Here is a 13,004-nt window from a genome sequence, read left to right as displayed (position 1 = left end):
GCGCGGGCGGTCGGATCGCGGGCGATGCGATCTTCGGTGGCACGGGGCGGGCGCGCCGGCTGGCCCACACCCGCGCCCCGACGACGCCTCGATGTCGGGCGTCGACCGGGGGGCTGGCGTTCGTGCTCCCGGGTGTCGCCGCGCACGGTGGGAACGGCGCGCGCGGCGGGAGGCGGAGGAGCGGTTCAGCTCCGCCGGCGGGGGCGCAGGCGGACGCCGGGCAGTTCCGGCGCGGGGATGCGGTCGGTGCCGTGGCCGGCCACGACACCGAACCTGCCGTGGTGGTCCTCCCAGTCGGCTCGGGCGGCCTCGATCTCGGCGTGGTCGCGACCGACGAAGTTCCACCACATGACCAGGTCGTCCGGGAACGGCTCCCCACCGAGCAGCAGGAGTCTCGTGCCCTCCGCCGCGCCTCGGAACTCCAGCCCGCTCCGTCCGGTGCCGAGGTAGAGCAGCGGACCGGGGGTGACGCGGACCCCGTCCACCTCCACCTCGCCGGACACGACCAACACGGCGTGTTCGAAGTCCTCGCGCACCGGCAGTTCGGCCCGGCCGGGCGCGAGGGACAGCTCCGCTCCGAGGAGGGGGCTGTGCGTCGTCGCCGGGGAGCGGACCCCGGCGAGGTCACCCATGAGGACGGTGGCCCGCAGCGGGCCGGTCTCGTGGCGGGGCAGGTCGAGGTGCTGTTCGAACCCGGGGTCGATCCGGGCGCGGTCGGCGGGCAGCGCCACCCAGAGTTGCAGGCCGTGCAGGGCCTCCCCGCCCTCGGGGGAGACCTCGGAGTGGGAGACGCCTCGGCCCGCCGTCATGAGGTTCAGCTGCCCGGGTCGGACGAGCACGTCGCTGCCGACGCTGTCGCGGTGCCGGATCTCGCCGCTGATCGGCCACGTCACCGTCTGGAGGCCGATGTGCGGGTGGGGTAGGACGGTCATCGGGATGCGTTGGGGGCCGAACTGGTCGAGGAAGCACCAGGCACCCACGGTGGGCAGGGTGCGTTGGGGGAGCACGCGGTCCACCCGCACCCCCCGGATCCCGCCGAGGGGCACCTCGCGGGCCGGGTGGAGCTCGCGGACCGGGCGGCTGGTCGTCGCTGAGCCGCAGCGGGTCTCGGCGGGCTGGGTGGACAGGTCACTCATCGCCGCCACCGCCCTGCGGGCGGGGCTGCCGGACGTGCGGGGCGAAGCGGGGGTTCCTGGCGACGAAATCGGCGATGAAGGAGCACACCGGGACGATCTTGTGGCCGCGCGCGACGACGTCGTCGAGGGCTCCGGTGGCGAGCCGGGTGCCCAGGCCCTGCCCCGCGAAGTCGTTGGACACCTCGGTGTGGGTGAGGATCGTGGAGTTCCCGACCTCCTGGAAGTCGGCGAACCCGGCCCGGGTGTCACCGACCCACACCTCGTACCGGGAGCGCCCCTCGTCGCGGACCACCCTGGCTTCCTCGACCATCGCGTGCCCTCCTGATCACCGGCTCCCCGCACCGGATGACGGGGACGCCCCCGCATTCTGCCAACCGGGCGGGGCCGGTGACGACCGACCAGCCTTGCCCTGCTGCCTAGGCTGACCGTGATCGCGGTGGTGCTCGCCTCGCCCCGGCCCGGCGGGTGCCGGTCGGCGCGGGGCGGGGACACGGAACAGCACGGGAGGCGCGGATGCGGGTCAGGGTCGTCGGTGCCGGGGTGATGGGGCGGGGCATCGCCCAGTGGGCGGCCACGGCCGGTCACACGGTCGAGCTCGCCGACGCGAGACCGGCGGCCGTGGGGGAGGCCGTCGAGTTCACGCGGTCGATGCTCGGCCGCACGGTCGAGCGGGGCCGGTTGAGCGCCGAACAGGGCGCGGCGGCGGGGGCGCTGCTGGTGCCCCTCGACTCGCCGTGGGAGCCCGGGCCTGAGGTGGACCTGGTGGTGGAGGCGGCGCGGGAGGACCTGGCCACCAAGGTGGAGGTGTTCACCCGGCTGGCGGAGGTGCTGCCCGCGCACACGGTGTTCACCAGCAACACCTCGTCGATCCCGATCACCAGGATCGCGGCGTCCCTGGCCGACCCGTCCCGGCTGGCCGGCCTGCACTTCTTCAACCCGGTTCCGCTGATGCGGTTGGTGGAGGTCGTGCCGGGCGCCAGGACCCGACCGGAGATCCCGGGGCTGCTCGCGGAGTTCGTGCGGGGCTGCGGGCACCGGCCGGTGGTGGTGGCCGACACCCCGGGTTTCCTGGTGAACCACGCCGGGCGTGGGCTGGTGACGGAGGCGTTGGCGCTGGTGGAGGAGGCCACCGCTGGTGTGCCCACCCTGGACGCCATCGCCAGGGACGTGCTCGGATTGCGGATGGGGCCCTTCGAGTTGATGGACCTCACCGGGCTCGACGTCACCGACGCCGTCATCGACTCGGTGTGGCAGGGCTTCCGCTGTTCGGACCGGTTGCGGCCCTCGTTCCTGACCCCGAACCGGGTGGCCGCCGGCCTGCACGGCCGCAAGACGGGCGAGGGCTTCTACTCCTACGGCGACCCCGGCCCGTCCCGGGCGGCGGAGCCACCCGTCGTGGGGGACCGGGGCCGGGTGTTCCGGGTGGCGGGGTCCGGGGTGGACGCCACCGCCCTGCGGAACCGGCTGGTGGCGGTGGGCGGGCGTTTCGTCGACAACCCGGCCGTCGCGGCCGAGGGCACCCCGGTGCTCGTGCCCACGTGGGGGACGACGGTCGCCGCGCTCGTCGCCGAGCACCGGCTGCCCCCGGCCGGCACCGTCGGGGTGGACCCGCTGTCGCTGGCTCCGGGCAGCGGTCGGATCGTGCTGGCCGCGACTCCCGCCGTGGACGGCACCGTGGTGGCCGACGCCCGCGCGGTCCTCGCCGGTCCGGGAGGCGACCCGGAGGAACGGGTGGTGTCGGTGGTGCGGGACACGGCCGGCTCGGTGGCGCAGCGCCTGGTGGCCTCGATCGTCGGGGTGGCCGCCTCCATCGCGGAGCGGGACCTGGCCAGCCCGGAGGACGTGGACCTCGCAGTGAGCCTCGCGCTCGGCTACCCGCACGGCCCGCTGTCCTGGGGTGACCGGATCGGCGCGCGCCGGCTCCTCGCCCTCCAGACCGCCCTGTTCGTCACCACCGGCGACCCCCGGTACCGGCCGACCCGGTGGGTGACCGAGCGCGCCCAGTTGGGGTTGCCGCTGACGACTCCCGCGAGCGGCCACCACGACTGACCCGGAGGGCCCCCTCGCTGGGGCCGGTGGGACGGAGGCGTCGACCTGGGGTGGGTAGGGAGCCGGGTGGCCGGTCGGCCCGCTCAGCCGGTGAGCGTCGTCCGCGCCGCCCGCTGGCTCTCCAGGATGGCCAGTGTGCTCGGCGCCGCCTCGGGATCCGGCCAACCCGCCGGATCCCACAGCGAGGACCTGAGGAACGATCGTCCGCAGTGGACGAACAACTCGTCGACGGCCACCTCGACCGCCAGGGACGGCCTGGTGCCCTCCAACGCCAACCGGTCGAAGTAGGGGGCCGAGCGCAGGACGGTCGCCCGCCCGTTGACGCGCAGCGTCTCGAGGCGGCCCGGCATCAGGAACAACAGGCCCACTCCGGGGTTGCGCAGCAGGTTCCGCAGGCTGTCCAACCGACGGTTGCCGGGGCGGTCGGCGAAGGCGAGGGACCGTCCGCCGTCGAGGACCAGGACGCTGCCCGGCGGGTCGCCCCGGGGTGAAACGTCGAGGGCGCCGCCGTCGCCGGTGGTGGCGAGCAGGAAGAACGGTGATGCCTGGATGAACCGCCCGGACTGCTCGTCGATGACGGGGATCGCCTTGTTCGCCATCGCGGGTAACGGGTCGTCGACGATCTCGCGGAGTTCGGCCTCGCTGGTGACGGCGCGGCGCGTGGTCGGGTTGGCGTCCTTGCCACTCATGTGGGTCCCTCGTCGTCCGGGTGCGGGGTGCGCGCGCTTCCACCTGCGGGCCGGACGTGGGCCGGGTGCCGGCGTCGGCGACGGCACCCCGGATGTTAGTGCCGCCAGTAGCCTCCGAAGTAGTGCGAGCGCCGGTCCCAGCCGAGGTCGCCGAGCAGGTGCCGCCGGAGGGCGGCGACGAGCCCGGCCTCCCCCGCCACCCAGGCGTAGGGGGTGCCGGCGGGCAGGTTGAGACCCGCGAGTTCCGCGACCAGCCGATCCCCGGGTTCGACACCGGTCTCCTCGGCGAGCCAGCGGATCTCCACGCCGGGGCCGGCGACCAACGCTTGCGCGTCGTCCTCGGCCGGCACCGACACCAGCACGCGGGCGACGGCGTCGGGAGGCAGCGACTCGACGATCGCCCCGATCGCGGGGAGGGCCGTGGCGTCGCCCACCAGCAGCTGCCAGTCGGCGGCTCCGGGACGGTACTCGACTCCGACCGACTCACCCTGGTGGTGCGCGGCGGGCGCGACCAGTCCGAGGACGGCGCCCGGCCGGACGCGGTTGGCCCAGCGGGTGGCGGGGCCGGCGTCGCCGTGCAACGCGAAGTCGATGTCGATCTCGGCGAGTTCGGGGCGGTGCTCCCGGATGGTGTAGGTGCGCATGGGGGGTTGGAGGGCCTCGGGCATGGCGCGCCACGCCTGGTACCAGTCGTCGCCGGCGGGCAGTTGGGGGCGGTCCTCGCCGTCGAGGGGCAGCAGGATCTTGACGCGCTGGTCGTACCCGCCGCTGCCGACGGTGGCGATGGGGCCGCCACCGAAGGTCACCCGCATCATGTTCGGGGTGACCAGGCGGGCGGCGGTCACCGTGGCGTGGCAGACGGTGGACGTGGGGCGTGCGGTCGTGGGCCGGGGTGCGACGGTGGCGTTCGGGGCGGTCATCGGCTCCTCCTTCGGACCCGGAGCCGGCCGAGCACGCCGGCCGACGGCGCGGCGAGCCGGGATGACCGGCGGGGACGGGTCACGGACACCTCCAGGGGGGCGTTCAGGTTTGCCTACCCTAACCTCCCGGTTCGCCCGTTCGGGCGAGGGGATGTCCACCGTCACACCCGCCCGGATCCCCGTCCACAGTGGGTGACGTCAAGATCGCCGGCCGTGCGGGGCTGGGAGGGCTGCCGGGGTCCGGGGTCCCGGTCGAGCCCCCGCCGCACCCGCGACCGGGCACCGCGGCGGGACGGAACCCGCACTCCCCCGCCCCGCCCGCGGGGCACCCGTTCTCCCCTGACCGGCGCCCCACCAGGCCACGAGCGGCCCCGCCCGGAATTCCCACCCTGGGAAGCCGGGCGCACCACCAGCCACCCCCGGCCGGCGGGATGACGCATCCGGGAGGCCGGACCTGGTCCTGGGGCGGGTGGTCCCGAACCGGCCCTCACGCCCCAGGGCGGACGATGCCCCGTGCGAGCCCCAACCCCACCACGTCCTGCGGGCGCAGCCGCAGCTGGTCGGCGGTGGCGGGCACCTCGGAGGGATCCCGCTTCAGGATGGCGGCCGCCGCCTCCGGGGAGGTCACCGAGAAGTAGCTGTCCGGGGCCATCCAGGTGTTCTCCGACGAGGCGAACGCCAACGCCCCACCCGAACCGCCCTCCCCCACCACCAGAGTGGTCACCGGCACCCTCGCCTCGGCGATCGCCGCGAACAGGGCACCGATCGCGCCCCCGGCCCCGGCCCGTTCGGCGGCCCCGTCGTTGGCCGCGCCCACCGTGTCCACCAGCGTCAGCACCGGGACACCGAGCCGGTCGGCCAGCCGCACCAGCCGGGCCGCGGTCCGGAACCCGGTCGGTGTCGTCGGGGTCCCCAGTTGCGCCGCGTAGGCCACCGACCGCTCGCCCCGCCAGCCGAACCCGCAGGCCACGCCGTCATCCACGCCCCCGACGCGGTCACCCCGGATGTCCTCCCGCCAGTCGAAGTGGGCGTCGAGGTAGGCGTCGGCCCGGGGCCGCCGGGGAGATCGCGCCGCGCTCACCGCCTCCCACCCAGTGCGGGGAGGGCGCGCCGCCCCCAGGGCGGCCGGCGGCGCGACCGGCCCCACCGCCGGCCTGGTCAGCAACCGCACCCAGCGGCCCACCACGGCGGGCAGGTCCCGTTCCGGCACGACCGCGTCGACGTGCCCGGCGGCGAACTGCCCCTCGGCGGTGTAGGCGGCCTCGTCGCCGGGCGGGCGGACGCGGGACCCCGCGAAGCCGATCTGCGCCCCCGGCGTGGCCAGGGTGACGTCCGCGCCGCTGGCCAGGGTCGCCCACCCCCCACCGGTGGTGGGGTCGAGGGCCACCGCGAGCTGCGGCACCCCGGCGAGCCGGGTCCGGCCCATCTCGGTGGCGATGCGGTGCAGCTGGGACAGCGCGGCCATCCCCTCCTGGGTGCGGCTGCCGCCGGTCGCGACGAGCGACACCACCGGGGTACCCCGCTCCCGGGCCTGGGCGAGGGCCGCCCGCACCCGCTGCCCGGTGCGGTGGCCGATCGAACCGCCGAGGAAACCGAACTCGAAGGCCACCAGGGTCACCGGCACACCGGCCACCGTGCCGGTGCCGCAGACCACCGACTCGCTCTCCCCGGACCGCTCGGCCGCGTGGGCGTGCGCACCGCCGTACCCCGGCCAGCCGATCGGCCCATCCCCCTCCAGGGGATCGGTGTCCACCGGGACCGACGCGACGACGTCGGCCGCCAGGGCGCGCATCAGGACCCGGGCCGGCACCCGCTCACCCACCCAACGCCCGCTTCATGACCTTGCCCATGTCGTTGCGGGGCAGGGCGTCCAGGTAGCGCACCACCCGGGGCCGCTTGTGCGGGGCCAACAGGGTCGCCACGTGATCGACCAGGTCCGCCTCGGACGGGCGGGGCGCGGCGGCCGGCACGACCCAGGCGACCACCCGCTCACCCAGGTCCGGGTCCGGCTCCCCCGTCACCGCCACCTCCGCCACCCCGGGGTGGTCGAGCAACGCGTTCTCGATCTCCCCCGCCCCGATCTTGTAGCCGCCGCTCTTGATGAGGTCCGTGGCCCGCCGGCCGACGATCCGCAGGGAACCGTCCGGGTCCCGCACGCCCATGTCCCCGGTGCGGAACCATTCGCCGTCGAAGGCGTCCCTGGTGGCGTCGGGACGGTTCAGGTACTCGGTGAACAGGTTCGACCCGGTCACCTGGATCTCCCCGATGGTCTGCCCGTCGTCCTCGGTCAGCTCCGCGCCGGCGTCGTCGACCAGCCGCACCCGCACCCCGGCCAGCGGGACGCCCACCGTGCCCGGCCGCGCCGGCCCGTCCACCCGGACACTGGTGTTCATCAACGTCTCGGTCATCCCGTACCGCTCCACCACCCGCTGCCCGGTGGCCGCGCCGATGCGCTCGTGGTCGTGCACCGGCAGCGCCGCCGACCCCGACACCAACAGCCGCGCCGAGGACAACGCCCGGGCCAGGTCGGGCCGGTCGGCGATCTCCTCGGCGATCCGGTGGTACATGGTCGGCACGCCGAACATCATGGTCCCGCCGGCCGACAGGCGCTCGACGAGCGCGTCCGTGCCGAACCGCCCGAGGTGGTGCACGGTGCCGCCCAACCTGACCGGGCCGAGGATGCCCAGCACCAGGCCGTGCACGTGGAACAGCGGCAAGCCGTGCACCAGGACGTCGGCGGCGGTCCACCGCCACGCCTCCCCGAGCGCGTCGATCGTGCTGGCGACCGCGCGGCGGGGCAACACCACGCCCTTGGGGGCGCCCGTCGTCCCCGAGGTGTAGATGATCAGCGCGGGGTGCTCGGCCGGCGGTTCCGGTGGCAGCTCGCCACCGTCTCCCGTCAACGACACGCTCACCCGGGGGACCCGCGCCAACTCTCGGGGCAGGGTCACCCCGGGTTCGGCGAGGACGAGCGCCGGCGCGCTGTCCTCGACGATGTGCGCCACCTCCCGTTCCCCGCTCCTCGGGTTGATCGGCACGGCGGGAACCCCCGCCACCAGCGCCCCCACCACGGCCACGGCGGTGTGCGCGGTGGGCGTCGCCCACACCGCGACGTGCGCTCGACGCCCCCGCGTGGTCTCCACCGAACGCAGCCGTCGGGCCACCGCACCGGCCGCCGCGGCCAGCCCCGGGTAGTCCAGTGCCACGGACCCGAACCGGACGGCCTCGCGGGCGGGCGGGTTCAGCAGGGCGGGAAACAGCGGCTCGGTCACGGGGAACCTCCTGGCTCGCGGTCCACGTCCGGACGACGAGGGACGTCGTGGTCGGCTGGCCGGTCATGGTTCAGCCGAAGCCGGGCACCACCAACGCCAGCCAGATCAGCGCCGGTGCCACGGCCACCACGATGCTGGCGTAGATCAGCAGCCGGCGGAAGAGGAGATCACGGTCGAAGCCGGCGGAGTTCGCCAGGACCAGCGCGCCGTTGGTGGAGAAGGGACTGACGTCGACCACCGTCGCCGAGACAGCCAAGGCCGTCACCATCCCCACCGGCCCGACGGCCCCGGTCAGCAGGAACGGCACGGCCAGGGGGATGAGCGCGCCCATGATGCCGACCGAGGACGCGAACGCCGAGACGACGCCGCCGATGTAGCAGAACAGCAGGGCCGCCAGCAGGGGAACCCCGATGTTCCCGACGGCCTCCCCCGCGTAGTCGATGGTGCCCATCGTCTCCAGGACGCTCACGTAGGTGAGGACCCCGCAGATCAACAGCACCGTGGACCAGGTGATCTCGTTGACGGCGGCCCGCCCGGTGTCCCGCCACACCACGCTGAGCAGCACGCCGAGGGTGATGGCGGTCAGCCCCACGTCGAGGTCGAGGACGAGGGCTCCGACGACGAGCACCAGCAGGCTGGCCAGCGTGGTGGCCCGCGCCGGTGTGAGCCGGGGAGCACCGCTCGGGCCCGTCCCGGACGTGGCGTCGGAGCGGCCGTCCGCGCCCCCACCCCCGGTGGAGGCACCGATACCGGGCACCTCGTCACCCGCCGCCGGGTCCCGCGCCCCGCCTGGCCCATCAGTCGCCGTCCGGGTCTCGGCCGTCGGCGCGGATGTCCGTGCGGATGTCGGATCCGGCTCCAGTTCGGACGGGACCCGCACGTCGGTGCGGGGCAGCCGCAGGCCACCCAGGACGACGAAGGCGATGGCGGCGACCACGAGGTTGACGGCCAGGCTCGCGAGGAACAACACGGCCGGGTTGCCCGCCAACCCCTCCCGGGCGACGACCGCGTTCACCGTGGTCCCGTAGACACTGATCATCGAGAACGATCCGGCCTGGGTGCCGTGCACGAGCAGGACACCCATCAGCAGGGGGTCGATGCCGTAGTTCCTCGCCGCCCGCAACGCGACCGGCGCCAGGATCGCGGCCGCCGCCGGACTGACGGCCCCGATACCGGTCATCAACGCGGCCACCCCGAAGATCACCCAGGGGATGAGGACGACGCGGCCTCCCACGAGGCGCAACGCGGAGTGCACCAGCCAGTCGGTGGTCCCGTTGACCCTGGCGAAGCCGAACAGGAACGTGACCCCGACCAGCACCACGAAGAGGTCACCGGGGAAACCGGCGAGGATCGCGTCCTCGTCCATGCCGGCCAGCAGCGTCCCGACGCCGAACGCCGCCGCGAAGGACAGCACGCCCATGTTCAGCGACCTGGTGGTCGCGACGACGAACACGGCGACCAGCACGAGGATGGAGATCAACTCAGCGGACATCGGCGCTCCCGTCCCTGGGTCGCGAACCGCCGGGTCCACCGTGGACCGACCCGGTGGTGGTCTCACCGTCCTGCCGGCCGGTCGGGGTGTCAACACCCGGTCCGGGCAACTGGCTCGACCGCTCCGCCAGCCGGCCGCCGCCGGGTTCCGCCGTCGAGGGGTGTCACCGAGGCGTCCGGCCTGGCCCCCGAGGTCGACGTGTCAGCCCACCCATCGATCCCGTGGCCGCTCAGCGGGTGCGAGCGGACCGGGAGGTTCGCGTCCGCCGGGGACGGTTCCGTGTTCGCCGTCGTGTCGACGGTGCTGTCAGGCACGCGCCATGTGCCGAGGAGCCGTGTTCGGGGCCGAAACGGGCGGACCGACATTCGCCGCACGCGTGACCACGACAGCGGCGGGCGGCATACTGTCCGCAGGGAGGCGTGTGGTGGTGCGAGCGACCGCGAGGAAAGTGAAGGACTTTCCGTCGCGTTGCCCGTAACGCCGCAGGTCAAGAAGTGTCCTCCCCGCGCACGCGGGGCTGTTCCCTGTCGCCCTCCAGCATCGCGGAGAAGATCCTCGTGTCCTCCCCGCGCACGCGGGGCTGTTCCGCCCGTCTCCGCAGGGAGATCGAAAAGTGGGGGGGTCCTCCCCGCGCACGCGGGGCTGTTCCCCGGCCGATCGTTATCTCCACCCCGAGCCTGGTGTCCTCCCCGCGCACGCGGGGCTGTTCCGGCGTTTCCGACCCCACACGGAGATGCCACCAGCCGCGCCCCCCATGAGGGGCTGGATGCGTACGCCAGGGGAGGTTCGATGCACGTGGAGTCCGACGGTGGTGGTGACACCTCTGCCGTGACGCGGAAGATGACGGGTAGCGTCCACCAGTTCAAGGTCGCAGCGGCCGCAGGCAAGGTCTCGATCGACCCGGACAGCGCCGAAGCAATGGCCACCAAGGTTGATGCCATCGCTGACCGAGCAGAACGTCGACTGGGCTACTTCCGTTTCTTGCGGCAGGACGTGAAGCTGGGTTCGAGCCCGGTGGCGAAACTGATGTCCCAGCAGGATCAAGCCTCCGCAGCCGGTTTCCCTGACTCCGCCTACGAAAACCTTCTGCTCTACATCGAAACACTGCGGGATCTCGCTTCCGCTATTCGGGCGAGTGCGCGCGCGACGAGTCAGACCGACGAGGACAGCGCCGCATCGATGAACCAGATTGACAGGTGAGGAAGACGATGTTGCGAATCGGCCCGGCGAGTCGGTGGGCGGTGGTGGCCCTCGCCGCGTGCACGGCCTCAGCTTGTGCCCAGGAAAGCGCTGGTAGAGCCATCGATTCCACGGAGATCCCGGAGAACACGGTTGGCACCGGGACTCCTCCCACTTCCTCGGGCCCTCCGGGGGACACGGCTCCCGGGGACGTCGGAGCGGAACTCGAGGCCACACATCCCTGTGAGGTACTTCCCGAGCACGAGGTGACGGCACTGGGATTTGAGCCGGAAAGCGCGCACTTCGACGATTTCGGAATCATTTACTCGTGCTGGTACGAGCCCCTTCCAACCGGCCAGGGAAACCTCACGCTCCAACTCGATGCGAACAAGGGAGTGGATACGATCAACCTGACTGGTTTCTCCGCGAACGAGATCCAGGTCGGCTCCCTACGGGCACTGCGCATCACCGACGATCTGGACCCTCGCGTGTGCCAGGTGGCGCTGGCGTTGGACGAGGAGGTCCACGTCTCGGTGATGGTGAGCTTCGTGGAGGACACGGAGGAGGCGTGTCGTCTCGCCGAGGCGGCCGGTGCGCTGGCCGAACAGTACCTGCCGAGCGCACGCTAGCCGCAGGAGCGCGCCTCGCCTCCCCCCCGGCAGGAAAGGAACCGTCCGCATGTCGTTGTCGCTGGTGGAGGTTTGGGAGCGCTACCCGGTGAGCAGCAGGTCCAGGCCGCCGGCCCGGCGGACGCCGACGCGTGCCGCCAGGAACCAGCCTGGCCTACGAGCTGGCACGCTGCTGGCGGGGGCGTCCCGGCTCGTTCCTCACCGCAGGACGCGGCGACCCGCGAGTCCGTGCCCCTCGCCGTTCTCCGTCGAAGTCGCGGTTCCACGGGCTGCGCGGCCAGACATGGTGCACCCGCCCCCACCGGGCCGGGCGCGCCACGTTCTTGGTGCGAGGCGTCGCCGAGGCGGTGACCGGTCAGGGCGTGGCGACCATGCGGACGTGGTGCTTGTCGGTGATCACGCCGGTGGGCAGGTTCTCGTCGGCCGTTCCGGCGGGGTAGGCGGTGATGACGGGCTGGGCGGCGCGGTCGCGGTCGAAGCGGCGGATCTGGGCGACCAGCCGCTCGGCGAGTTGGGCGGCGGCGGGGCCGTGTCCGGTGGCGCCGAGTTCGTAACGGCGTTCGCCGTCCTGGTCGATGGGGCGAGGCTTGGTGAGGTAGGCCAGGGAGTCGCCCTCGACGATCGCGGGCGTGCGGTAGGCGAAGGCGGGGTGGCAGAGACCAGCCTTGATGGCCTCGTCTTCGGCGTCGAGGCGGCAGGTGCCGGGTTCGATGGCGGTCAGCCAAAGCCAGATGTGGTCGAAGGGCTCGTCAGCGACCACGGAGGCGCCGGACCACACGGTGCTCTCGGGTCCGGTGAACACCTCGTGCAGGGCGGCCGGGTCGATGTTCTGATCGGTGTCCCAGTACAGCACGACGTTCTCGACGACCGTGCCGGTCCGCTCGCCGGTGGGCACGATGCCGATCATGGGGATGAACCCGCAGAGCTGGCTGTTGGTCGCGCGCAGGTGCGTGTCCTGACGGGTGAAGGCGACGCTGCGGGCCTGCCCGCGCCAGTGCGACGGGACTACCAGTGTGCCGCCGGGGGCGAGCTGGTCGAACCAGGCCGGGGGCAGGTCCCAAGGCCCGACGGTGACGATGACCTTGTCGTAGGGGGCATGGTCCGGTGCGCCCAGGGCGCCGTCGCCGGTGATCACCCGCACCCGGTCGTAGCCGGTGTCGGCCAGAGTGCGGCGGGCGTGGTCGGTGACGTCGGGGTGGATGTCGACGGTGGTGACGCTGCCGGTCGGTCCGACGAGTTCGGCGAGGAGGGCGGCGTTGTATCCGGTTCCCGCACCGATTTCCAGCACGTGTTCTCCGGGGCGCGGATCGAGTTGGCCGAGCATCATCGCCACCACCGTGGGCACGGAGATGCAGCTGGCCGGCCGGTCCTTGCCGGGCTTGATGGTGATCGCCTTGTTGGCGTACGCCTCCTCGACCGAGGCGTCGGGCACGAACCGGTGCCGGGGGACGGCGCGGAACGCCTGCTCGATGCGCTCGGAGGGCAGGTGACCGGCGGTGCGGATGTGGTTGATCATCTGCTCGCGCAGGTCCTCGGGGCAGGTGCTGGTGGCGTTGGTCATCCGGTTCCCTTCCTTGGGTTGTGGTGCCGCGCGAGAGCGACAGAACAGCACGCTGGCAGACCACCACGTCATCAGCA

At 73.2% G+C, this 13,004-nt stretch carries 11 protein-coding genes; 3 read left to right on the top strand and 8 right to left on the bottom strand.

Annotated features, from left to right (window positions below; genetic code table 11):
• Nucleotides 1–185: 185 nt before the first annotated feature.
• Together ACOJVX_RS10480 and ACOJVX_RS10475 are read right to left on the bottom strand one after the other, a co-directional pair.
• A complete protein-coding gene (locus ACOJVX_RS10480) occupies nt 186–1,136 on the bottom strand; it encodes a pirin family protein (protein WP_026420413.1) in 951 nt (316 codons plus the stop codon).
• On the bottom strand, nt 1,129–1,446 hold the full coding sequence (locus ACOJVX_RS10475; protein ID WP_026420414.1) for a GNAT family N-acetyltransferase: 318 nt from the start codon (nt 1,444–1,446) through the stop codon (nt 1,129–1,131). Before ACOJVX_RS10475 ends, ACOJVX_RS10480 begins: the two co-directional genes overlap by 8 nt.
• A 203-nt stretch (nt 1,447–1,649) precedes the next feature.
• Between ACOJVX_RS10475 and ACOJVX_RS10470 the strand changes: the two genes are divergently transcribed.
• Nucleotides 1,650–3,185: a 3-hydroxyacyl-CoA dehydrogenase NAD-binding domain-containing protein gene (locus tag ACOJVX_RS10470; protein ID WP_418154404.1), complete on the top strand. Its 1,536-nt coding sequence runs from the start codon at nt 1,650–1,652 to the stop codon at nt 3,183–3,185.
• Nucleotides 3,186–3,268: 83 nt separating this feature from the next.
• Here the strand turns inward: ACOJVX_RS10470 and ACOJVX_RS10465 are convergent, their stop codons facing one another.
• From ACOJVX_RS10465 to ACOJVX_RS10445, 5 genes are all read right to left on the bottom strand, one after another.
• Complete coding sequence (locus ACOJVX_RS10465) at nt 3,269–3,874, bottom strand: MSMEG_1061 family FMN-dependent PPOX-type flavoprotein (RefSeq protein ID WP_103055347.1); 606 nt, start codon at nt 3,872–3,874, stop codon at nt 3,269–3,271.
• A gap of 95 nt (nt 3,875–3,969) precedes the next feature.
• Nucleotides 3,970–4,794, bottom strand: a complete 825-nt coding sequence (locus tag ACOJVX_RS10460; protein WP_103055348.1) for a siderophore-interacting protein — start codon at nt 4,792–4,794, stop codon at nt 3,970–3,972.
• Nucleotides 4,795–5,281: 487 nt separating this feature from the next.
• Nucleotides 5,282–6,586, bottom strand: coding sequence for a carboxyl transferase domain-containing protein (locus ACOJVX_RS10455; RefSeq protein ID WP_418154424.1), 1,305 nt, complete (start codon nt 6,584–6,586; stop codon nt 5,282–5,284).
• Between the two features lie 22 nt (nt 6,587–6,608).
• Nucleotides 6,609–8,066 carry an acyl-CoA synthetase gene (locus tag ACOJVX_RS10450; protein ID WP_103055349.1) on the bottom strand — a complete coding sequence of 486 codons (1,458 nt, stop codon included), beginning with the start codon at nt 8,064–8,066 and terminating at the stop codon, nt 6,609–6,611.
• Nucleotides 8,067–8,136: 70 nt separating this feature from the next.
• A complete protein-coding gene (locus ACOJVX_RS10445) occupies nt 8,137–9,558 on the bottom strand; it encodes an SLC13 family permease (RefSeq protein ID WP_418154406.1) in 1,422 nt (473 codons plus the stop codon).
• 789 nt (nt 9,559–10,347) lie between these two features.
• Here ACOJVX_RS10445 and ACOJVX_RS10440 point away from each other — a divergent pair.
• Complete coding sequence (locus tag ACOJVX_RS10440) at nt 10,348–10,758, top strand: hypothetical protein (RefSeq protein ID WP_418154407.1); 411 nt, start codon at nt 10,348–10,350, stop codon at nt 10,756–10,758.
• A gap of 8 nt (nt 10,759–10,766) precedes the next feature.
• Nucleotides 10,767–11,366 (top strand): DUF3558 family protein, encoded by a 600-nt coding sequence (locus tag ACOJVX_RS10435; RefSeq protein ID WP_418154425.1) that lies wholly within the window; start codon nt 10,767–10,769, stop codon nt 11,364–11,366.
• A 355-nt stretch (nt 11,367–11,721) separates the two neighbouring features.
• Here the strand turns inward: ACOJVX_RS10435 and fxlM are convergent, their stop codons facing one another.
• On the bottom strand, nt 11,722–12,927 hold the full coding sequence (gene fxlM, locus ACOJVX_RS10430) for a methyltransferase, FxLD system (RefSeq protein ID WP_422647468.1): 1,206 nt from the start codon (nt 12,925–12,927) through the stop codon (nt 11,722–11,724).
• Nucleotides 12,928–13,004: the final 77 nt, after the last annotated feature.

This window comes from Actinoalloteichus caeruleus, assembly GCF_049311605.1.
GTDB lineage: Bacteria > Actinomycetota > Actinomycetes > Mycobacteriales > Pseudonocardiaceae > Actinoalloteichus_B > Actinoalloteichus_B caeruleus.
This window is presented reverse-complemented; position numbering and strand designations above follow the sequence as displayed.